General features: G+C 64.5%; 21 protein-coding genes and 1 tRNA gene. 10 read left to right on the top strand and 12 right to left on the bottom strand.

From position 1 onward, the window contains the following. Positions 1 to 398 precede the first annotated feature (398 nt). The 6 genes from dusA to EO156_RS06850 all read left to right on the top strand — a co-directional run bounded on the left by dusA (position 399) and on the right by EO156_RS06850 (position 7,254). On the top strand, positions 399 to 1,403 hold the full coding sequence (gene dusA, locus EO156_RS06875) for a tRNA dihydrouridine(20/20a) synthase DusA (RefSeq protein ID WP_016849711.1): 1,005 nt from the start codon (positions 399 to 401) through the stop codon (positions 1,401 to 1,403). Positions 1,404 to 1,678: 275 nt separating this feature from the next. Further along, positions 1,679 to 2,044: a hypothetical protein gene (locus tag EO156_RS06870; protein ID WP_026006955.1), complete on the top strand. Its 366-nt coding sequence runs from the start codon at positions 1,679 to 1,681 to the stop codon at positions 2,042 to 2,044. A gap of 71 nt (positions 2,045 to 2,115) precedes the next feature. After that, positions 2,116 to 2,799: a response regulator transcription factor gene (locus EO156_RS06865; RefSeq protein WP_002808458.1), complete on the top strand. Its 684-nt coding sequence runs from the start codon at positions 2,116 to 2,118 to the stop codon at positions 2,797 to 2,799. A 74-nt stretch (positions 2,800 to 2,873) separates the two neighbouring features. Next, complete coding sequence (locus tag EO156_RS06860) at positions 2,874 to 4,244, top strand: ATP-binding protein (protein ID WP_003489823.1); 1,371 nt, start codon at positions 2,874 to 2,876, stop codon at positions 4,242 to 4,244. Between the two features lie 117 nt (positions 4,245 to 4,361). Further along, complete coding sequence (locus tag EO156_RS06855; protein WP_016849712.1) at positions 4,362 to 5,951, top strand: DUF1800 domain-containing protein; 1,590 nt, start codon at positions 4,362 to 4,364, stop codon at positions 5,949 to 5,951. 118 nt (positions 5,952 to 6,069) lie between these two features. Next, a complete protein-coding gene (locus EO156_RS06850) occupies positions 6,070 to 7,254 on the top strand; it encodes a DUF1501 domain-containing protein (RefSeq protein WP_026006956.1) in 1,185 nt (394 codons plus the stop codon). A 148-nt stretch (positions 7,255 to 7,402) separates the two neighbouring features. Here EO156_RS06850 and EO156_RS06845 read toward each other — a convergent pair whose 3' ends face one another. Beyond that, positions 7,403 to 8,158 (bottom strand): M90 family metallopeptidase, encoded by a 756-nt coding sequence (locus tag EO156_RS06845; protein ID WP_003486629.1) that lies wholly within the window; start codon positions 8,156 to 8,158, stop codon positions 7,403 to 7,405. Between the two features lie 8 nt (positions 8,159 to 8,166). Further along, a complete protein-coding gene (locus tag EO156_RS06840) occupies positions 8,167 to 8,478 on the bottom strand; it encodes a hypothetical protein (RefSeq protein ID WP_005917941.1) in 312 nt (103 codons plus the stop codon). A gap of 241 nt (positions 8,479 to 8,719) precedes the next feature. Here EO156_RS06840 and birA point away from each other — a divergent pair, with 241 nt between their 5' ends. The 4 genes from birA to EO156_RS06815 all read left to right on the top strand — a co-directional run bounded on the left by birA (position 8,720) and on the right by EO156_RS06815 (position 11,692). After that, entirely contained in the window at positions 8,720 to 9,799 is a 1,080-nt protein-coding gene (gene birA / locus EO156_RS06830; RefSeq protein WP_313905334.1) for a bifunctional biotin--[acetyl-CoA-carboxylase] ligase/biotin operon repressor BirA, read from the top strand. Further along, positions 9,796 to 10,524 carry a type III pantothenate kinase gene (locus EO156_RS06825; RefSeq protein ID WP_003486621.1) on the top strand — a complete coding sequence of 243 codons (729 nt, stop codon included), beginning with the start codon at positions 9,796 to 9,798 and terminating at the stop codon, positions 10,522 to 10,524. The genes birA and EO156_RS06825 overlap by 4 nt, the downstream gene beginning before the upstream one ends. 9 nt (positions 10,525 to 10,533) lie before the next feature. After that, entirely contained in the window at positions 10,534 to 11,427 is an 894-nt protein-coding gene (locus EO156_RS06820) for an SPOR domain-containing protein (RefSeq protein WP_016850779.1), read from the top strand. Positions 11,428 to 11,616: 189 nt separating this feature from the next. Further along, positions 11,617 to 11,692 (top strand) — tRNA-Thr (locus EO156_RS06815). 10 nt (positions 11,693 to 11,702) lie between these two features. Here the strand turns inward: EO156_RS06815 and EO156_RS24135 are convergent. The 10 genes from EO156_RS24135 to EO156_RS06765 all read right to left on the bottom strand — a co-directional run bounded on the left by EO156_RS24135 (position 11,703) and on the right by EO156_RS06765 (position 19,028). Continuing rightward, the gene (locus tag EO156_RS24135; protein WP_154666353.1) at positions 11,703 to 11,864 is read right to left on the bottom strand and encodes a hypothetical protein; all 162 of its coding nucleotides are present in this window, start codon (positions 11,862 to 11,864) and stop codon (positions 11,703 to 11,705) included. 26 nt (positions 11,865 to 11,890) lie between these two features. Further along, positions 11,891 to 12,223, bottom strand: a complete 333-nt coding sequence (locus tag EO156_RS06810) for a hypothetical protein (protein ID WP_005917950.1) — start codon at positions 12,221 to 12,223, stop codon at positions 11,891 to 11,893. Further along, positions 12,220 to 12,936 carry a hypothetical protein gene (locus EO156_RS06805; RefSeq protein WP_016850778.1) on the bottom strand — a complete coding sequence of 239 codons (717 nt, stop codon included), beginning with the start codon at positions 12,934 to 12,936 and terminating at the stop codon, positions 12,220 to 12,222. Before EO156_RS06805 ends, EO156_RS06810 begins: the two co-directional genes overlap by 4 nt. Beyond that, positions 12,936 to 13,955: a transglutaminase-like domain-containing protein gene (locus EO156_RS06800; RefSeq protein WP_230578017.1), complete on the bottom strand. Its 1,020-nt coding sequence runs from the start codon at positions 13,953 to 13,955 to the stop codon at positions 12,936 to 12,938. The genes EO156_RS06805 and EO156_RS06800 overlap by 1 nt, the downstream gene beginning before the upstream one ends. 46 nt (positions 13,956 to 14,001) lie before the next feature. After that, on the bottom strand, positions 14,002 to 14,961 hold the full coding sequence (locus EO156_RS06795) for an integrase arm-type DNA-binding domain-containing protein (RefSeq protein WP_016850776.1): 960 nt from the start codon (positions 14,959 to 14,961) through the stop codon (positions 14,002 to 14,004). 517 nt (positions 14,962 to 15,478) lie between these two features. Continuing rightward, entirely contained in the window at positions 15,479 to 16,162 is a 684-nt protein-coding gene (gene tmk, locus EO156_RS06790) for a dTMP kinase (protein WP_011052674.1), read from the bottom strand. Positions 16,163 to 16,599: 437 nt separating this feature from the next. Further along, on the bottom strand, positions 16,600 to 17,142 hold the full coding sequence (locus EO156_RS06780) for a GTPase (protein WP_003486615.1): 543 nt from the start codon (positions 17,140 to 17,142) through the stop codon (positions 16,600 to 16,602). Then, positions 17,139 to 18,056, bottom strand: a complete 918-nt coding sequence (locus tag EO156_RS06775; protein ID WP_016850774.1) for a hypothetical protein — start codon at positions 18,054 to 18,056, stop codon at positions 17,139 to 17,141. Before EO156_RS06775 ends, EO156_RS06780 begins: the two co-directional genes overlap by 4 nt. Positions 18,057 to 18,152: 96 nt before the next feature. Beyond that, a complete protein-coding gene (locus EO156_RS06770; protein ID WP_003486613.1) occupies positions 18,153 to 18,512 on the bottom strand; it encodes a hypothetical protein in 360 nt (119 codons plus the stop codon). Between the two features lie 63 nt (positions 18,513 to 18,575). Then, entirely contained in the window at positions 18,576 to 19,028 is a 453-nt protein-coding gene (locus EO156_RS06765) for a roadblock/LC7 domain-containing protein (protein ID WP_003486611.1), read from the bottom strand. Positions 19,029 to 19,334 lie beyond the last annotated feature (306 nt).

The raw sequence follows: 19,334 nt of genomic DNA, 5'->3' as shown, positions 1-19,334 counted from the left end.
TCCGCTCGTCACTGACGATGCAACGCGTTCGCTCCGCAGAGCGAACGCATACAGGCACCGCGTATCCTGCGGCGATGCCTCCGCTCCCGCCGGTCCTCGGCGAGCGAGGGAAAACCACGACAGTGCCAATGTCGGTGTTCATCGCTTCCGACGGTCGAACGTAGCCGTGATGCTGGCCGCCCATGCATCACCAGCGGCATTTGCATTGCGTCTAACGGTCGGGTTCGACCAACCGGTCCTCCTAGATCATCCGGCACGCGAACAAGCGACCTTGCAGCCAGGCCGAAGCGCAGGCGTTCCCGCATCCCATGCCGCACTGCCGCAGATTCATCGGGGCCCGTGTAAGCTGTTGATCCTGCTTCGCATTCCCATGGCCGCTTGCTGCGGCTACCTCGTCGATGACCGCCTCCACCGATCGTTACGCCGCCTCCCTGCGCCTGTCCGTTGCCCCCATGATGGATTGGACCGACCGCCATTGCCGGGTCTTCCACCGCCTGTTGGCGCCGTCGGCACGCCTCTACACCGAGATGGTGCACGCCAACGCGGTGATCCACGGCGATCGCGCGCGCTTGATCGGCTTCGATCCGGTGGAACATCCGCTGGCGCTGCAACTGGGCGGCAGCGATCCTGCCTTGCTCGCGCAGGCGGCGGCAATCGCGCAGGAATGGGGCTTTGATGAGATCAATCTCAATTGCGGTTGCCCGTCCGACCGCGTGCAGGCCGGGCGTTTTGGCGCCTGCCTGATGCGTGAGCCGGCGCTGGTGGCCGAGTGCGTTACGGCCATGTGCGCGGCCACCCACTTGCCGATCACGGTCAAGTGCCGCCTGGGCGTGGACGACGATGACGACTACGCGCTGTTCGCCCGCTTTGTCGACCAGGTGGTCGCGGCCGGCGCCGCCATGGTGGTGGTGCACGCCCGTAATGCCTGGCTCAAGGGCTTGTCGCCGAAGGAAAATCGCGAAGTGCCGCCGCTGCGGTACGACTGGGCCTACCGGCTCAAGCAGGAGCGGCCCGGTCTGCCGGTCGTGCTCAACGGCGGCATTGTGGCCGTTGAGCCGGCGATAGCGCATCTGCAGCACGCCGACGGCGTCATGCTCGGCCGCGCCGCCTACCACGATCCGTACGTCCTGCACTGTCTGGATGCAGCCTTGAACCAGCGGCCCGAGCAACCGCGTGAGTCCTTGCTGCGCGCCTATCAGCCGTATGTGGAATCACAGCTGGCACAGGGTCTGGGCTTGAAGCACATGACCCGGCACGTGCTGGGCCTGTTCCATGGCCAGCCTGGAGGCAGGGCGTTCCGGCAGGTCCTGAGCGAGGGCGCCCATCGTCCGGGTGCCGGCTGGGAATTGGTCGAGCAGGCATTGGAGCGCACCGATACGCGGTCCTGGCGAGTCGTTGCCTGACGTTGGCCCACCGCTTGCATTCCTGAACAGGCTGCCGGCATATCCGAGTATTTCCGGTCGCTTCTGCGGCAGGCGCGTCCGCAACAACGCGCGCTGGTCGTGCGCGCGGATCTGATCGGTATTCATTTCACTGAACGCCGTTAACGTGAAGCTAAAAAGTTCAGATCGGATTCACCCCGAAAAATCAAGAATTTGCCTCGATTCCGATGCTCGACCTTCAATTGTGCCTGGTCGATTTCACGAATTTTGAATGTTCCTGAACAACCCGCTAGGATCTGTTTGTGACCCAATCGCTCTGCCGCGCTCGCCAAGTCGCTCTGGTCGCCCTCTGGGTTGCCATGGCCGCGCCGTCGGCCTGGGGCCAGGGCTATCCGATGGTGCAGAGCGGGCGCGAGGCATTGCCGCCTTCGGCGCGCGGCAATAGCCGCACACTGTCGGACACCATTCGGCATGTGCAACGGTCTACCGGTGGACAGATTCTGGGTGCCGAGCGTGTGCCGTTCGATGGCGGCAATCTCAATCGGGTCAAGTACATGAAAGACGGGCGCGTGCACACCGTGTATGAGCCGGAGCAGACGCAGGCCGCGCCTGCGCGCAACTTGCCGCCCCCCGACGCGCCACCACGCGACGATAACCACTGAACGTAGATAGTTCTGCGTTCAGTCTTATAAATTCCCCGGCCACTGGCCGACAACGTAACTAGGGAGAGTGCATGCGTATCCTTTTGGTCGAAGACGAAGCTCCGCTGCGCGAAACCCTTGCGGCGCGTCTGAAGCGCGAAGGCTTTGCGGTCGACGCTGCACAGGACGGCGAAGAAGGCCTCTACATGGGCCGTGAAGTGCCATTTGATGTCGGCATCATCGACCTTGGCTTGCCCAAGATGTCGGGGATGGAGCTGATCAAGGCCTTGCGCGATGAAGGCAAGAAGTTTCCGGTGCTGATCCTGACCGCGCGCTCGAGCTGGCAGGACAAGGTCGAGGGCCTCAAGCAGGGCGCCGACGATTATCTGGTCAAGCCGTTCCACGTCGAAGAGTTGCTGGCGCGCGTCAATGCGCTGCTTCGGCGTGCTGCCGGCTGGAGCAAGCCCACGCTGGAATGTGGCCCGGTCGCGCTGGACCTGGCGGCGCAGACGGTGAGCGTCAACGGCGCCAACGTCGATCTGACCAGTTACGAGTACAAGGTGCTCGAATACCTGATGATGCATGCCGGCGAACTGGTCTCCAAGGCCGATCTCACCGAGCACATCTACCAACAGGACTTCGACCGCGATTCGAACGTGCTGGAAGTGTTCATCGGTCGCCTGCGCAAGAAACTCGATCCCGATGGTGAACTTAAGCCGATCGAAACCGTGCGTGGCCGCGGTTATCGCTTCGCCATTCCGCGTACCGAAGGCTGAGTCAGCGCGTCAACGAGCAGGAAGACCAAGTGCCGGGCCGCTCCAAGTGGTATAGACGCTGGCGGCCGCGCTCATTGCAGGCCCGCCAGCTGCTGGCCGCCAGCCTCAGTCTGGTGGCCTTCCTGGCGCTGGCGGGTTACGCGCTGGATGTGGCGTTTGCCGACACCGCCGAGAAGAACCTGCGCGAGCGGTTGAAGAACTACGCCTCCGCGTATGCGGCCAATATCGATTTCGTGCGCGACGGGTCGCTGTATATCGGCGGGCAACCGCCCGACCCGCGTTTCGATGTGCCTGGTGGCGGCCTGTATGTGGAAGTGGTGCGTCCGGACGAAAGCTGGACCTCGATGTCGGCCGAAGGCCCGAACATTCCGCATGGCCGCATGCTGGAGCCGCGCCAGGAAGAATTCATTGGCCCGCTGGAAATGACCCAGATCGACGGCAGCCTGGGCCAGCTGTATCGCTACGGGCTGGGCGTGAGCTATGTCGAACGCGAACACGGCGGCGAGATTCCGTACACCATCTACGTGATGGAGGACGCGCGCTCGATGGGCGCGCAACTGCGCGTGTTCCGTGGTGCGGTGTGGTTCTACCTTGGCAGCGCCGGTGTGGTGTTGCTGGTATTGCAAGCCTTCATTCTGCAATGGAGCCTGCGTCCGCTGCGGCGGGTCATCAACGAGTTGACGAAGGTGCAGCGCGGCGAGATCCAGCGCATGAGCGAGCAGCATCCGCGCGAACTGGAGCCGCTGACCGACAGCATCAATGCCTTCATCGAGAGCGAACGCGACAACCTGGAGCGTCAGCGCAATACGCTGGCCGATCTTGCGCATAGCCTCAAGACGCCCATCGCCGTCTTGCGCACACAACTCGATAGCGGTGCGTCCGAGCGCGATCTGCACGAAGAAATGGATGTGCAGCTGCGCCGCATGAACGACCTGGTGTCGTATCAGCTGGCACGTGCGGCTTCCAGTGGGCACAAATTGTTCGCGGCACCATTGCCGATCGAGTCGACCGCCGAAGAAATCGTGCGTGGTCTTGAGAAGGTGTATTCGGTCAAAGGCGTCTTGTGCGAATTCGATATTTCCCCCGAGGCCCGCTTTCATGGCGAGCCGGGCGATTTGCAGGAACTGCTCGGCAACCTGCTGGAAAACGGCTTCAAGTGGGCGCGCAGCCGCGTGCTGCTGACCGCGAAACCGGGGCCCACCACCGGTAGCCGTCGTGCCGGCCTGATTCTGTCGGTGGAAGACGACGGCCCCGGCATCGCGCCGGAAGACGTGGCCAAGATCCTGCAGCGCGGCGTGCGTGGCGACGAGCGCGTGCAAGGGCACGGCATCGGCATGTCGATCGTGCAGGACCTGATCAAGGGCTATCGCGGCGAGCTGCAGGTGGTGCGCTCGCAGGAACTGGGCGGCGCCCGCTTCGATGTGACCCTGCCGCCGGGACTGTGACCGCCGCAGGGCCGATGAACCCGTGGCCAATGTGCGCTGGCGTTCCGACAACCGTTTAACGCCTCACGCGTTGGCTTACCCATACTGGGTGGCAAGCCGTTGCGATGGAGGGGCTGCATGTTCGAGCAAGCTGGCCAGGCCGTGTGGGTGCACGCGCGCGTCGCGCGCGCGCAACACACGCGAGGATGGCGGGTGCTGCCGCTGTTGATCGGCAGCCTGTACGCGCTCACTTGCACGGCTGCGCAAGCGCCGCTGACACCATCGCAGATGCGCTGGCTGCAGCGGGCCACCTATGGTGTTGATGCCAGCAGCGCGACCCAGCTGACACGGCTGGGCCCCAAGCGCTTTGGTGCGCTGTTGTTGCAGCCCAGCGACGACGCTGCGTTGCCCGCGCCGGTACGCGCGCAGCTGCAGCGCTTCGACGCGCTGCATACCCCGCTGGTGGATCTGCTGACCCAGTACGAAGCCGACAAGGTTCGCCTGCAGTCCATGCCCGATGGCGATGAGAAGGTTGCCTTGCGCAAGCAGTGGCAGGCGCGCGGTGGTCAGATGCTGGTGCAGGCGCGGCAGGCGCAACTGTTGCGCGCGGTGTACGCGCCGGATCAACTGCGCGAGCAACTGGTGTGGTTCTGGCTCAATCATTTCAGCGTGTATGCCGACAAGGCCCGGGTGAAGTGGATGGCGGCCGACTACATTGAAAACGCGATCCGCCCCAATGCCACCGGCAAGTTCGCCGACCTGGTGATGGCCACGCTGGAAAGCCCGGCAATGCTGGAGTACCTGGACAACGCCAAGAACGCCAAGGGCAAGGTCAACGAAAACTACGCACGCGAGTTGATGGAACTGCACACGCTGGGCGTGCACGGGGGCTACAGCCAGCAGGATGTGCAGCAACTGGCGCTGATCCTCACCGGCGCGGGCCTGGTACCGATCAAGGCCACCGGCGCACCGCCGTTGGCGCCCGCAGCGCCAGGGCAGGCGCAGGTCGTGCGCAAGGGTCTGTTCGAATTCAATCCGGCGCGTCACCAACCCGGCGACAAGATGCTGCTTGGCCAGCGCATTGTCGGCGGTGGGCTGGATGAGATCGAACGCGCCGTGCAGCTGTTGGTGCGCCAGCCGGCCTGTGCGCATTTCATTTCGCAGCGCCTGGCCGAGTACTTCGTCAGCGACACGCCGCCCACTGCGCTGGTGACGCGCATGGCCAATACCTTCCAGCACAGCGATGGCGATATCGCCAAGGTCATGCAGACCATGCTGGCGTCGCTGGAGTTCGCGCAGGCGCAACCGCGCAAGTTCAAGGACCCGAACCGCTTCGTGGTGTCGGCGATGCGGGTGGCGTACGAGGAGCAACCGGTGATCAATGCCGCGCCAATGGCCAGTTGGGTGCAGCAGCTGGGTGAACCGTTGTTTGGTCGCATCACGCCCGATGGTTGGTCGTTGCAATCGCAGGCCTGGACCAGTTCCGGGCAGTTGGCACGCAGGTTCGAGGTGGCGCGTTCGATCGGCGGCGGACCGAAGCAGTTGTTTCGTCTGGAGGGCGACAACCAGACGCCGATTCCTGCGCTGGTGCAGATCGAGACGCGCCCGTCGTACCGCTGGTTGGCGCCATCGCTGTCGGCTGCCACACGGCAGGCGCTGGATCAGGCGCGCTCGCCTGCCGAATGGAATGGGTTTTTGCTGTCGTCGCCAGACTTCAACTATCGCTGAGGGCATGGCGCCGATTCGGATTCGCCGATTCAAGGCCCACGATTCACGTTCGCAGAATAAAAACAACCGATCCAGCGATTTAATCAATGCCAGGCGGTCAATGCCGCGGGAGTACACCATGCAACGACGTCAATTTCTGCTTGCCTCTGCAGCCGCTGCAAGCATGCCGTGGGCCGGTCGTCTGTTCGCTGCGCCACGCGATAGCGCACGCATGCTGGTGGTGTTTCTGCGTGGCGGCTACGACAGCAATAATCTGCTGGTGCCGCATGGCAGCGATTTTTATTATCAGTCGCGGCCGAGCCTGGCCATTGCGCGGCCGGATCCGGCCAATCCAAACAGTGCTGTAGCGCTGAACGCGCAGTGGGGTCTCAACCCGGTGATGCGCGAGACGCTGCTGCCACTATGGGAACGCAAGCAAGTGGCCTTCGTGCCGTTTGCCGGCACCGAAGACCTGTCGCGCAGTCACTTCGAAACCCAGGACGATATCGAATCCGGCCAGGCCGGCAAGCACCGCGATTACCGCTCCGGGTTCATGGCGCGCCTGTCGGGGGTGCTCAGTGGCGTGCCGGCCATCGCGTTCACCGATTCGTTGCCGCTGACGTTCCAGGGTGGTGGCGATTTACCCAATGTGTCGTTGCGGAGTATCGGCAAAGGCGGGCTGGATGCGCGGCAGGCACAGATCCTGTCGCAGATGTACGACAGTACGCCGCTGGCGGCCGCTGCGCGCGAGGGCTTGGCGCTGCGTCAGCAGGTCACCGCGCAGTTGCGCGAAGAGATGGAGCAGGCCGGCCGTGGCGCCGCCAGTGCACGCACCTTCGCCGATGAAACCCGGCGCATGGCCACCTTGATGCGCGAGCGCTATCGCCTGGGCTTCGTCGATGTCGGTGGCTGGGACACGCATGCCAACCAGGGTAGCGTGGAAGGTGGCCTGGCCAACAACCTGCGCAATCTCGGCGAAGGGCTGGCTGCCTATGCCGATGCGTTGGGCCCGGCCTGGAACGACACCGTGGTGGTCGTCATCTCCGAATTCGGCCGCACCTTCCGCGAGAACGGCAGCAAGGGCACCGATCACGGGCACGGCACCACGTACTGGGTGCTGGGAGGTGGCTTGCGCGGCGGTCGCATCGCTGGCGAACAGCTGGCGGTCGAACAGGCGCAGCTGCTGCAGAATCGCGATTACCCAGTGCTCAACAATTACCGCAGCCTGTTCAGCGGGATGCTCAGCCGTCTGTGGGGGCTGTCGCCAGCGCAGTTGGATCGGGTGTTCCCGGGTGCCAAGCCACGCGATCTTGGATTGGTGTGAATCTGCTTGGTGAACGATCGCACAGGCGAGGCCATGTGCGTGATGTCGACCGCGGGTTTGCGTCGATCCTGCGGCATCTGCTTCAAGCGACGGCTGCAGGTTGCCTCTGCCAACGGCGATATCGCTCGCCGCTCCGCGACGCGGCATATCACCGTTGCACTGAATCTGCAAACGGCGAGCGCCCGTAAAACCGTTCCAGGTGCAGGGCGACCTGCGGCATGCTGCGCAAAAGCACGTGCGGTGCGGAGAAGTGATATTCGCTGACCACTGCGAAGAATTCCTCCGGGGCTTCGGCGGCATAGGGATCGATCTCGGTGTCTTGACCGGCATCGACGCGTTGGCAAAACAGATCGTAGGCGTGCTGGAAATCGCGCGCCCAGGCGCGTTGCGCATCGCGCGGCAGGGGCGGCGTGCCGTCGAGCGCGCCATCCAGTGCATCGAGCTTGTGCGCCATCTCATGCACGATCACGTTGAAGCCTGCCTGCGGGTCGTCCAGGTCGGCTTGCACATCGGCCCAGCTGACGATCAACGGACCTTGCTCCCAGGCTTCGCCGATCAGGGTGTCGTCCCAGGCATGCATCACCCCGGCCGCATCCATGTGGGTGCGCTGCACGCGGAACGCATCCGGATACACGATCAGCTGCGACCAGCCGCGCCAGCCGGCGGCGCCGATTTCCAGCAGCGGCAGGCAGCAGGTCGCGGCCAGCACGAGCTGATCGTTCGGTTGCAGCTGCAACCCGTCGACGGGCGAAATGGTCTTTTGCTGCAGGAACTGCGCGGTCAATGCGCGCAGACGGTGCTGGCGGGGCGGATCGAGCGCGGCGACCCAGGCGCAACTGCCGCACAGCGGCTGCCACAGCGCATCAGCAATGTCGGGGGGCGGCCGGCGCAGCCGGCGCGTCAACCACTGGATCAGCGGAACATACCCGGCAGGAAACTGTGCCAGCGCGGCATCGTGCGCATGCGCGGGAACAACGAATCGCCATCGCTGCCGCCGCCGCCAGTGGACGGCGTGGCTTTGTGCGGGCTGTTGCGCGCCGGTGCCGCCTCGGGCGCCGGTGTTCTGCCGCGTGCGGCCGAGTTGGTGCTGATGCAGCTGTCATGATCGCCGTCGATCAGCTGGTCCGATGCCAGGGCGGCAAGCGGAGCCAACAACAGCAGCAGGCAAACCGTGATTCGGCGCATCGTCCACATCCAGGGCAAGCGGCGTGAGTCGCCGATCATAACGCGCTTTTCACTTCCTCATGCAAGCCGCGCTGGGCGCCCGGGAGGGCTTGGCGCATACTTTGGCGGATGGATTCGGGGACTTCGCGCGCAATGCACTGTGAGATGAAAGGCGCCGGTGGCCGGCGGTACGGCGCAGGCGCTGCGGGAGATGGGTCTGGCGCGCGCATCGGTCAGTCGCAGGGTGCATGCTCGGTGCTGTCGGTCGCAGAGCCGACCGCACGCCTGGTCTGGCCCGTCGATGCTGCGTCACGCGCGTTGCCCCGGCGGCACACAGGCTGCGCAGCGCAGGCGGTGCTTCCGGGGGCTGCAGTCCGCGCCGTCGCCACGTCACGCCCCATCGCCCGCCGCAGCCGTGGATGACCGTGCGTTGCTGGCCAAACTTGCCGGTGGCCGGCTGTCTGGCGATGCGTTGGCGCGCGAAGCCGGGCTGACCCGCGCGGCGGTGTGGAAGCGCATCCAGAATCTGCGAGCGGCCGGCGTCGACATCGAGGGACGGGCTGGTGACGGGTACCGCCTGGCCACGCCGTTGGATCTGCTGGACGCGACGCGCATCCGTGCAGGCATGGCACCCGGTGCGGCAGCTGGGCTGGCGGCACTGGATGTGGCCTGGACGCTGGACTCCACCAACACCACCTTGCTGGCGCAGCCGGCGCCCGAACAGGGTGTGGCGGTGCTGCTGGCGGAGCGCCAGACCGGCGGCCGCGGCCGGCGCGGCCGTCAATGGACCTCGCCGCTGGGCGCGCACATTTATCTGTCGGCGTCGCGCCGTTTCAATGGCGGGCTGGGCCAACTCGCAGGCCTGAGCTTGGCTGTAGGTGTGGCAGTGGCCGAAGCCTTGCGCGGTTGCGGGTTCGCCGATGTCGGGCTGAAGTGGCCCAACGATCTGCTGGCGCGGCAGCGCAAGCTGGGCGGCCTGTTGATCGAAGGCGGCGGCGAGATGGCCGGCAACGCGCGTGCAGTGATCGGGCTGGGCTTGAACGTACACATGCCGGCGACCGCAGCGGCAAGCATCGACCAGCCGTGGGTCGACCTGGATACCCTGGCTGGCAGCCCGGTGTCGCGCGACCGGGTGACGGCAGCGGTGCTGTCCGGGTTGCTGCCGGCACTGGACCTGTTCGAGGCGCAGGGGCTGGCGCCGTTTCTGGGACGCTATGCAGACCTGGATGTCTTGAGCGGGCGAGCGGTGCAGGTCGAAGAAGCCGGCAACCGACATACTGGAGTCGCGCTCGGCCTGGCGGCCGATGGTGCGCTGCGGGTGCAGCTGGGCGAGACGGTGCGCCTGTTCCACTCCGGAGAAGTGAGCGTGAGGCCTGCATGAGCGAGTGGTTGTTCGACCTGGGAAATTCGCGCTTCAAGTACGCGCCGCTGCACGGCAACCGTGCCGGCCAAGTGCAGGCATGGGCGCATGGCGCCGAGGCGATGGACGCGGCGGCGCTGGCGGCGCTGCCATCCGGGCGTATTGCGTATGTCGCCAGCGTGGCCGCGCCGGCATTGACGCAACGCATGATCGCCTGCCTGCAGGAGCGCTTTACGCAGGTGCGCATCGTGCGGACCACCGCCGAATGCGCCGGCATCCGCATCGCCTATGCCGACCCGAGCCGCTTCGGCGTGGATCGCTTCCTGGCGTTGCTGGGTGCGCGTGGCGACGCGCCGGTGCTGGTGGCCGGCGTGGGCACCGCATTGACCATCGACGTGCTCGGCGCCGATGGCCTGCATCACGGCGGCCGCATCGCCGCCTCGCCCACCACCATGCGCGAAGCACTGCATGCGCGCGCGGTGCAACTGCCGGCCAGCGGCGGCGATTACGTCGAGCTAGCCATCGACACCGACGATGCCTTGACCTCCGGCTGCGATGGCGCGGCGGTGGCGCTGATCGAGCGCAGCCTGCAGCACGCCCAACGCAGCCTGGGCGTTCCGGTACGGCTGCTGGTGCATGGCGGTGGCGCGCCGCCGTTGCTGCCGCTGCTGCCCGATGCCACGTTCCGCGCGGCCCTGGTACTGGACGGTCTGGCGACGTGGGCGACCGCCGCGTCGTCGCCGTAGAATCGGGGCATGTATGTGCGTGCCCTCATCGTCGTTTTGATCGTCCTCAACGCCGGGGTGGCGTTGTGGTGGGCCTTGCAGCCGCCACCGGCACCACCGTCGGCGCCGCCGCAGCCGAACGGTGTGGCGCGGCTGGAGTTGCTGCCAACAGCGACCGGTGCTGGCGGAGCTGTGCTGCCGGCTGCAGCGCGTACGGGATCGGGGTCTGCGGCAGAGAGTGCGTCGACAGCACCGGCGCCATCGACATCGACAGCATCCGGGCTTGCATCCGTACCCACGCCGGCCACGTCGGCAGTTGCGGGTCCCTCCACGCCCACGTCTGCGGCGCCGACACCGGCCACCACTGCTGCAGCGGAAGCGCCGCGCAGCGCATCGGAAGCTGCTGCGAAACCAGCCAATGGCGTCGCCACGACGGCTGCACAATCATCGCCCGCGCCATCCCCGCCTGCCGCAGAGCGCTGCGCCAGCCTGGGACCCTTTGCGGCACGCGCCGATGCCGATGCCGCGCTGGCGCGCGTACGTGGGCAGGCCAGCCGCGCCAGCGTGCGCGAGGACAAGGACGCCGGCATCAGCACATTTCGGGTGATGTTGCCCAATGTGGGCGATCGCGCGGCTGCGCAGGCCTTGGTCAAGCGCATTGCCGCGGCCGGGATGGGCGACTACTACGTGATCGCGCAGGGCGAGGACAACACCGTGGCGCTGGGCCAGTACCAGAGCCGCGAGCGCGCCGAGCGGCGCCAGGCCAGCCTGGTCGGCGCAGGATTTCCGGCGCAACTGGTGCCCAGCGGCAACGGCCAATCGCGGTGGTGGATCGATGTCCGCACCAGTGCGGCCACCAGCGCCCTGCAAGGGGCTGCCGGTGCCACGCGTCAGCGTTCGCTAGATTGCGCCGCGCTGCGCTAGAATGCGCACCGGCGCGCAACGCGCCTGCCTTCGCCGGCATAGCTCAGTTGGTAGAGCAACCGCCTTGTAACTCGGACGCGGTTGTTGTGGTGACGAGCCAGAAGGCTAAGCGCGGCAAGGCTTTAGGCTCGCCAGCGCGTAAACTGTGGGACAAGCCGGACACGGTTTGAGCAAGAGAAGTACGACATCGCCGCTTTAGCTCAGTCGGTAGAGCAACTGATTTGTAATCAGTAGGTCGTCCGTTCGATTCGGACAAGCGGCACCATCCCTCGTAGTCAGCGCCCCTTCGCGCTGCTCTTTCTGGACTTCGGCTGGAGCCCGGCCGCGCGCTGCTCCAGGCATTCGTTCCCTGGCCAGAGCGGCGTTAGGGGGCTTTGCAATTCGCGTTGCAGCAGTTGTAACCACTCGTGAGGGTAGGCTTTCAGGTCGGTAGCCATGGCCAAGCGAAAATGTAGAGGCGGCTTTAGTTAGCAGCCTTTCGTCGGACTGACAGAAAAGTGAACGTCGCCAAGAAGTGGATCACCGGGAACAGGGTCACGTAGATGTCGGCCCCTGGACCAAGACGCAGGCGATGGGGAACGAACCCCAAGCCACATGCGGCCAGACCGGAAAGAACGACAATGCCAGTAAGTGTGGTTCTGACTTGGGCACTGAACGCATTGAGGTACATGGCCAGGAACCACAATGCGCCGAACACGCCATACACGAGGATTTCTTGATCCTTCGTGTAAAGGAAGATCTGGGCGAGGTAGAGCGCCAGGGATAGCAATAGAGCGATGGGAGCCAGCGCTTTCATGGCTGCTGGGTCCTCCGCGTGATCTCTTCCGCACTCTGAGACCACACTTCCCTGGACTGGTTGTTCTTAGGGTCAAAGGCGCGTTGCAGGAAAGAGTCACCCTCGCCATACGTAATGATGTTCTGGGCACCGCCAGCTCCGGACTCCGTCGTTCGCAGCACGATGCCCCAGGTCGCGGCATGGTCGCCGGTCGTGACATTCAACACTGCATTGCCGCCGTTTTGGAGCGGTACTTGGTACGACATCACGTTGTCCTGTCCCGTGAACCTGCTGATCGCGTTGTTAGCGTTCACGTCGATCTTGTTGCCCTGCAAAGTGGCGGGCTGGTTCTGCATGGGGGTTGGGTTGTTGACTAACTGATTGTTCAACCGCTGGCCATAAGGGGCATCACCACTACCGGCCGAATCAGAGAAACGGTAGACGTGGTGGAAGGTGGAATCCTGCGGGCTGATACTCGCGGGAAAACCTTCTGGCCTCGGGAAGTTCACGGTGGGCAAGCCGCCGCCAATCGGCACCAACTGGCAGGTGTTGCCGGCGCACTTGATATCGCGGCCATCGGGGTCAACGAACTTGTAGGGGTTGTTCGCTGCGTAGGAGTAGCGATTGAAGCTGGCACCCGTGTTCGGATTAGCCTTCACGGGATCGGTCGAGGCATGAGCGGTGGTAGCCACCAATGCTATCGACAGCACACTACCCGTCAGAATTGCGCGCATCACGATCCCGCTTGGCCCTTGTCTTTCATGTTGTTGAAGTGGTGCAAGTAGCGCTGCCTTTCCGCCGGTCCCCACTGACGCCAGCCCAAGGACTCGGCCTTTTCGTACCAGGCCAAGTTTTGCTTACTGTAATCCAGATACTCGGCGCGAAGCTCCAAAGGTATCTGTTCTGCCTTCGGATACTTAGCCTTGAACCGCTGTTCGATGAGCAGGTAGTACGCATCCCCACGAAATGTCATTGCGTTGACATCCTTAGGGTTGACTGCAAGGACCAGGTCGCTCGCCGCAAACATGCGTTCGGCCTGCTTCCTCTCCCGGTAGTGGGGCAATAGGGAAGCGGTTGCGAACAGGGCCGCCGTTTCCCGTTGCGAGAAAGGGCGGAGGAACGTGTCGTTGCGCGTCGCCTCGGGTGGAATGCTCATGGCCTGTTCGTAGCCACTATCCGGATGGAACAAGGCACTGGTGGCCTCGAAATTCGTCCACTGGCCCTGTTCTTCGTCGCCGTATTTGACGATCAAGTGATACGGCGCCGTGGTCATGGTCAATGGCAAGCCCAGCCGCTGGCCGATGACCAAGAAGGCGATCGGCATGATGACGCACTGGCCCTTGCGGGTGGCGAAGTAGTGCGACAGCAAGCCCTTCTTTACGTCTTGGCCGAACGGGTCGGTGTAGTCGTAGCCGAATGGTCGATGGTCATTCCAAGGACCCGGCTCGTAGAGTGTCGAAATGAGCAGGTTCATCTTGACCTTGTTCGACGCACCGGCTGGAAACCTGGCCCGCGCCTTCGCTGCCCACTGATCGACCTCGCGCAACGTAGCGTCAGGGTCGATGGAAGGATCAATCATTCGGTCGATCGCGACCTTGGCGCTTGCCAAATCGATAGAACCTTCTGGCTGCAGCAGCAGGAGGCGTAGCGTTGTTTCCTGGGGAGTGGACGTGGTCGCCCAGGCTGATGCAGCCATGAGCGCCAGGCACAGGCCCAGCACCCTTACGAATCGCCAGCAGACATTTCGCCCCATCGCCCCTCCTTGACGAACTCACTGTATCTCTAGTCACTGGCTCGCTCTAGAGGGAGCCATCGCTGCCGTGGCCGTAAGTAGTCGTTGTTCCTGACTTGTTCGGCCTTAATAAGTTCATCAGGTAGGGCGTCTTGCGTCTCACGTCGTCGGCGTTCGTCTCGCGGTGCGCCAGTAGGTCGGAGAGCGCCGACGACAGCGGCAGGTCGAACTTCTTGGCGCTGCCGCCCTTGGGGTTCGGGACGTGAAGACAATCCTCGCCGAGGTTCGCGCGCTTCGCCTCGCATGAGGCCGTCCGGCGCATGCCCGACAGCAGCATGAAAAGTTGCAGGTCACGGCGAACAGGGTTGCCCAGCGACAGCACCGCCTTGCCCCAAGCTCTGAGCTTCTCGGGACTGGCGTCTACCTCGCGTCGGCGTATCCCGTTCATGTCCACGTTGCCTATGGGGTTGGGTGGCAGGTCCGGGAACTGCCGCAGGGCACGGTTGTAGACTGAACGCAGCACCCGCATGGTGTTGTCGCCCGAGGTGGCGCCACTCCTCTCGGTGATCCGACGGTGACGTTCGCGCACGCCCTGACGATCAGCACCGATTTCGGCCAGTGGCTTGTCGAGCCAGCCTTTGAGGTAGTAGGTGACGTGGTACTCGTAACCGCTGCGGGTCTTGTCGGCCAGCCGCCGAGAGTTCAGATGCAGATCTAACCCCTCACGCAGGGTGATGCCTCGCGCCCGGGCCTTGCGTCGCTCCTGGTTCGGGTTGGTGCCGCCCCGCATGCCGACCAGCGTCTGCCGGGCGGCATCGCGGGCCTGCTTGGCGTCCATCGCTGGATGGTCGCCAAGCTTCGTCCTGAGTTGACGCCCGTTGACGAGGGACTGGACGTAGAAGTTGCGCTTGGTGGGGGTGACTATGAGATAAAACCCCCTCATCTCGGTGTCGGCGTACAGGACCGACTTGCCCGGCTCGGGCCGGGTTGCCCTCTCGACGAAGGACTGGGTGATCTTCGACTTCATGTTGGCTCCAGGTAACGGGGCCACGGCTCGGACACGATTTCGCACCACAAGGTGCCGTGTTCAGACATGCCGTTTGTGCACCTGAAGCCTCATTAAGTCGCGGTTTTTCCTCAGTGTAAGCGGCCTCAGACCATCCGATTTCAAATCATGGCACGCTGTCCGCGTGCCGACTTGTAAGCAGTAGGTCCCCAGTTCGAATCCGGGTGTCGGCACCATCTTCGATCCATGCAGACGTGGCAATCACGGTCGACGTTGCTGCAGCCCGAGCACGCGATGCGGTGTGGGATTTGCATCAACTCATTGCCAAGCACGATGGCGCGTTGCTTGCCGCCATCTGTCCCAACAGACGGTAGCGTGCTCAGCGTCGTGTGAGCGGGCGTATGCGTCGCACCCCGTTCCGAGCGCGCTACCCATGCTCGCCTGAAGGCTGCTCGCATCGTTTTGGTAGCCGCTTCAAGTGGCTCGCACCATGTCGCGCGCATCGCGCGATGTTGATCGCGCGATGCGAGGTGCAGCATCAGGCCGGGCGGCCGGCCGAGAGCAGTTCCAGCGCGGCCTTGCCGGTGTCTGTATGTGCTGCATCGCCGCTCAGTCGGTCGGCCAATGCGGCCACGATGATGGCGTGGGCCTGACGCAGCACGCTGTCGGCATCGGCGCTGGCGTCCACCACGTGTTTGCCGGGCAATTCCAGCGCGGCAAAAATCGTGCGGCAGCGCTCCAGGTTGTCCTGGGTTTCGAAGTGGTTGGGCGCATCGCCGCGGGCGCGGATACGGGCCAGGCCGGTGGGCGGGGGAAGGTCGAGCAGCAGCAGGACGTCCGGGCGCGGCGCGAAGGCGTTGCGCTCCAGGAGTTCGTCCAGCGGCAGACCGGCCGCGCCCTGATAGGCCACCATCGACGGGAAATAGCGGTCCAGGATGACGATGTCGCCGCGTGCCAGCGCGGGCGCGATCAACGTGTCCACGTGTTCGTGGCGGTCGCGGATGAGCAGTTCGGCTTCTTCCTCTGCACTCAGGCGGCCGGTGGCGGCGGACTGGCGCAATTGGGTGCCCCATGGGCCGTTGGTGGGCTCCTTGCTCAGCACGACGCGCGCGCCGGCGGCGTCCAGGGTGGCGGCCAGGCGGCGGGCGAGGGTGGTCTTGCCAGCGCCGTCGATGCCTTCGATGGCGATCAGCAAGCCGCCGGGCTTCAGTTCGATTGTCATCGCGCTACTTTATCTGATCGTGGCGATGGACCCTACCGCCAGCAGCAATGGCGAGCATGCAATCTTCGCGACACCCGTGCTGGCGAAAATCAGCCGCAGGAGCATGTGGGATACGCGACGGCAACGCGACGGGGGTGAAGCCGAAAGATCTGAGGCGCGCCGTGGCGGATATTGCCTAACTCTTATCGCCGGTATGTCCTGCGCGATGTCGGAAATGTCCCGATATCCTGGCTTCTAGCCGCGGGCCATACTGAACAAGTCAGACACACTGCACACGCACATCGCGACTGAGTCGTGTTTTTGGCTTCAAGGAAAACGGACGCGTCGCCGCCACCCTAGAGGCGGCATCCCCCGCGTGACGCCCTCTCAGGCACCGTCGTGACCAGATTCCTTGTCTTGCTTGCCGTGCCCAGCGCCCGCGCCAGGCGCGCTTTCGATCAGCTGGTCGCCGAGGTGTAGCGGTAGGACAGCAGCGATTTCACCAGGAAGGTGATCTGGGTGGCCGAGCGCGCATCCACGCGCATGACCGGCACGCGGAAGCCTTCGGCCACCAGGGCTTCGCGAAAGGGCGGCACCAGGAAATCCTCGACTTCATCGGTCATGGTGATGCCCACCGCCAAGCTGGCCTCGGGTGCGATCTGCGAAAACTCGCGCAACAACTCCAGCGTGGCTGTGAGCATCTGCGGGTCGCGTGCGTTGGTCAGCACGATCACACCCAGCGCACCGTCGCACACCAGCGGCCACATGAAATCCAGGTATTTCTGGCCTGGCACACCGTAGACATGCAGCAGTTCGCCGTCTTCCAGCTCGATCGAGCTGTAGTCCAGCGCGACGGTGGTGTAGGTCTTGTCGCCGTACGCGTCCTGGCTGAGCGGCATTTCGGTGCTGACCGGCTCCACATCGGAGATGGAGCGCACTGCGGTGGTCTTGCCGGCGCCCATGCCGCCGACGAACACCAGCTTGTTGGCTGGAAGACTCATGACTGCCCCTGGAAGAGGGAAAGGCCGAACCGACGTGCGACCCAGGAAAAGAACCGCGTGTTTCCGCCGTCTGGGCGACGCTGCGTTGCAGGCACGGGAATCTCCGCAGTCTGGGCGAGGCCGCTGGCAAGTGCAGCGGCGAACAGGCATTCCACCGTTTGCAGCGGCAGCTTGCAAGCATTGGCCAGCGCCTGCGGGCGCCAGGGGCGTGCATGCAGGTGGGCAATGGCCAGCAACTGGGCTGGCGAACTGGTTTCTGCAGTCAACTCCGGCCACTGGCGCAATTGCAGCGCATGCCCGGGTTCCACTGCCGGCAGCGCCTGGCGCAGATGCTCGGGCAGGGCGAAAAACAGCGCTTCGAAGGAAATGCGTTGGGGTAACGCGGTCGCGGCAAGGTCGGGCACGACGTGCCAGCCCGAGCGGTCCAGCGCGGCGACCACCTCCGCCAGCGCCACGCCAGCCGGCAACTGCACGCAACCATTGCTCGGGTCCACACGCACGTGCAACTGCGCATGCTGCAGCGTCACTGCGCCGGCACCGAATTCGCCGCGGCAATACCGCAGCAGCAATGCCGGCTCCGCGACCGGGGTGGCGTGCGGCGAGGACAACAGCAGGCGCATGTGTTCGTTGAGTTCGCGCACGGTGGCGCCGTGCTTGATCCACGCGCCGGCCATGGGCGTGCGCGACACCACCAGCACACGCACCGGTTGCCCCTGCAATGCCTGCCAGGCGGCCAAGCCATCGGCGCTGTCCAGGCCCAGTACCACCACATCGGCTGCGTGCTGCGGCCATTGGCCCAACTGCACGTCGATGCGTTCGGCGAGCAGCAGCGAGCACGCCAGTTTCAGGCGTGTGGTGTGCAGCAGGTCCAGGCCGGCCGTGGCGACCCGCATGGCGTTGATGGGTGTAGTCATGAGCTGGCGCGGTGGCGGCGCATTGGATGACGAGATGCCTGCCGGTCAGCACCGGCAGGCTGGATCAGGCGATGCGCTGGCACCGCGCTGTCGGCATCAACCGAAATCGAGGGTCTTTTCGAACGCCTTGAGCTCGTGGCGAGCCATGGCCAGGTTGGCCTTGGCGCGGTCCAGCACCACATACAGGAACAGCGTGCTGTTGCTTTCAAGTGGGCGCAGCAAATGGTACTGGCGTGCAAGCGTGATCAGGATGTCTTCGATGGTGTCGTTCAGGCCGAGCTGTTCGGCGATACGGCGCTTGGCGCGCACCACTTCGGTATTGCCGGCCGCCGCCAATTCCAGGTTGAGCTCGGCACCGCCGGTCATGCCCAGCGCCATGCCGCTGTCGCTATCGACCAGCGCCGCGCCGACGAAGCCGGCCAGCGAATGCAGGTGTTCCAGATTGAGTTTTGACACGTGTGGTCCTTACAAACGATGAGGAATGGGTGCCTTGCGGCATGCACGAACAGTGCCAAGTGCTCAGCCTTGCGGCGGCGTCAACACGGTGGCGAGGCGGCCGGCGCAATCGCGGGCATTGAACAACAGCGCAGCGGCATTGATGTCGCTACTGCCCACTGCGGTGAGCGTCAGCGGCTTGTCGGCGCGGATGCGGATCAGCACCAGCTGCCCGACGCGCGTGCTGATGGTGGCGTAATCGGCCTCTTTCAGGCTGGATTCGCGCGCCAGGGTCTCGCCCAGGGTCAGGAACGAATTGGCCATCGCGGCAAGCCGGCGACTGTCCACATCCAGGCTGGAACGCTCGGTAATGGCACGCCCGTCGGCAGTGGAGAGCATCAACAGACGGATGCCCGGCTCACGTTCGATGGTCTGCGCAAATTCGTGCCCGATGCGCTGCAGATCGTAGAAATGCAATGCCCGCGGGACTTCGCCTACGGCAGCCTTGACGACCTGGTTGACGGCGTTGTGCGGCATGAAACTCCCCCTGTTGCGTGATGGCCCGAGCGCGTACGTGCGTGGTGTGCCGCGCCGGGCGGCGCACCATACCACCCGGATCCGAGCAGGCTGTCACGCCCGCCCGTGATGCTTAACTGGGCGGTCAGACAGGCAGAATCGGCAAAGTCCGGTGCGCCACAAAGTGCCCTGGCACGTCACGATAGCGGCGCGAGGAGGCAGATCTAAACCTCGCGTTTGCTCGCACTGTTCAGTACGGGCGACATGTGTGCTGCGCTGCCGCGCGTCACTGTGCGGGCGGGCAACTAGACTGCACGGCCTTATCGT

The sequence above is a fragment of the Xanthomonas sp. DAR33341 genome (assembly GCF_003992815.1).
GTDB lineage: Bacteria > Pseudomonadota > Gammaproteobacteria > Xanthomonadales > Xanthomonadaceae > Xanthomonas > Xanthomonas cissicola.
Note: the sequence above shows the minus strand (reverse complement) of the source record. Positions and strands in the feature narration are given on the sequence as shown.

Bases quoted from the DNA above. Each gene is read 5' to 3' on its own strand.
- EO156_RS06865 (WP_002808458.1), top strand. From the start codon at position 2,116: ATGCGTATCCTTTTGGTCGAAGACGAAGCTCCGCTGCGCGAAACCCTT.
- EO156_RS06775 (WP_016850774.1), bottom strand. From the start codon at position 18,056: ATGACTACACCCATCAACGCCATGCGGGTCGCCACGGCCGGCCTGGAC.
- EO156_RS06855 (WP_016849712.1), top strand. From the start codon at position 4,362: ATGTTCGAGCAAGCTGGCCAGGCCGTGTGGGTGCACGCGCGCGTCGCG.
- tmk (WP_011052674.1), bottom strand. From the start codon at position 16,162: ATGACAATCGAACTGAAGCCCGGCGGCTTGCTGATCGCCATCGAAGGC.
- EO156_RS06825 (WP_003486621.1), top strand. From the start codon at position 9,796: ATGAGCGAGTGGTTGTTCGACCTGGGAAATTCGCGCTTCAAGTACGCG.
- EO156_RS06840 (WP_005917941.1), bottom strand. From the start codon at position 8,478: ATGATCGGCGACTCACGCCGCTTGCCCTGGATGTGGACGATGCGCCGA.
- dusA (WP_016849711.1), top strand. From the start codon at position 399: ATGACCGCCTCCACCGATCGTTACGCCGCCTCCCTGCGCCTGTCCGTT.
- EO156_RS06810 (WP_005917950.1), bottom strand. From the start codon at position 12,223: ATGAAAGCGCTGGCTCCCATCGCTCTATTGCTATCCCTGGCGCTCTAC.
- birA (WP_313905334.1), top strand. From the start codon at position 8,720: ATGCTGCGTCACGCGCGTTGCCCCGGCGGCACACAGGCTGCGCAGCGC.
- EO156_RS06850 (WP_026006956.1), top strand. From the start codon at position 6,070: ATGCAACGACGTCAATTTCTGCTTGCCTCTGCAGCCGCTGCAAGCATG.
- EO156_RS06780 (WP_003486615.1), bottom strand. From the start codon at position 17,142: ATGAGTCTTCCAGCCAACAAGCTGGTGTTCGTCGGCGGCATGGGCGCC.
- EO156_RS06820 (WP_016850779.1), top strand. From the start codon at position 10,534: ATGTATGTGCGTGCCCTCATCGTCGTTTTGATCGTCCTCAACGCCGGG.
- EO156_RS06765 (WP_003486611.1), bottom strand. From the start codon at position 19,028: ATGCCGCACAACGCCGTCAACCAGGTCGTCAAGGCTGCCGTAGGCGAA.
- EO156_RS24135 (WP_154666353.1), bottom strand. From the start codon at position 11,864: ATGGCTACCGACCTGAAAGCCTACCCTCACGAGTGGTTACAACTGCTG.
- EO156_RS06805 (WP_016850778.1), bottom strand. From the start codon at position 12,936: ATGCGCGCAATTCTGACGGGTAGTGTGCTGTCGATAGCATTGGTGGCT.
- EO156_RS06795 (WP_016850776.1), bottom strand. From the start codon at position 14,961: ATGAAGTCGAAGATCACCCAGTCCTTCGTCGAGAGGGCAACCCGGCCC.
- EO156_RS06800 (WP_230578017.1), bottom strand. From the start codon at position 13,955: ATGGGGCGAAATGTCTGCTGGCGATTCGTAAGGGTGCTGGGCCTGTGC.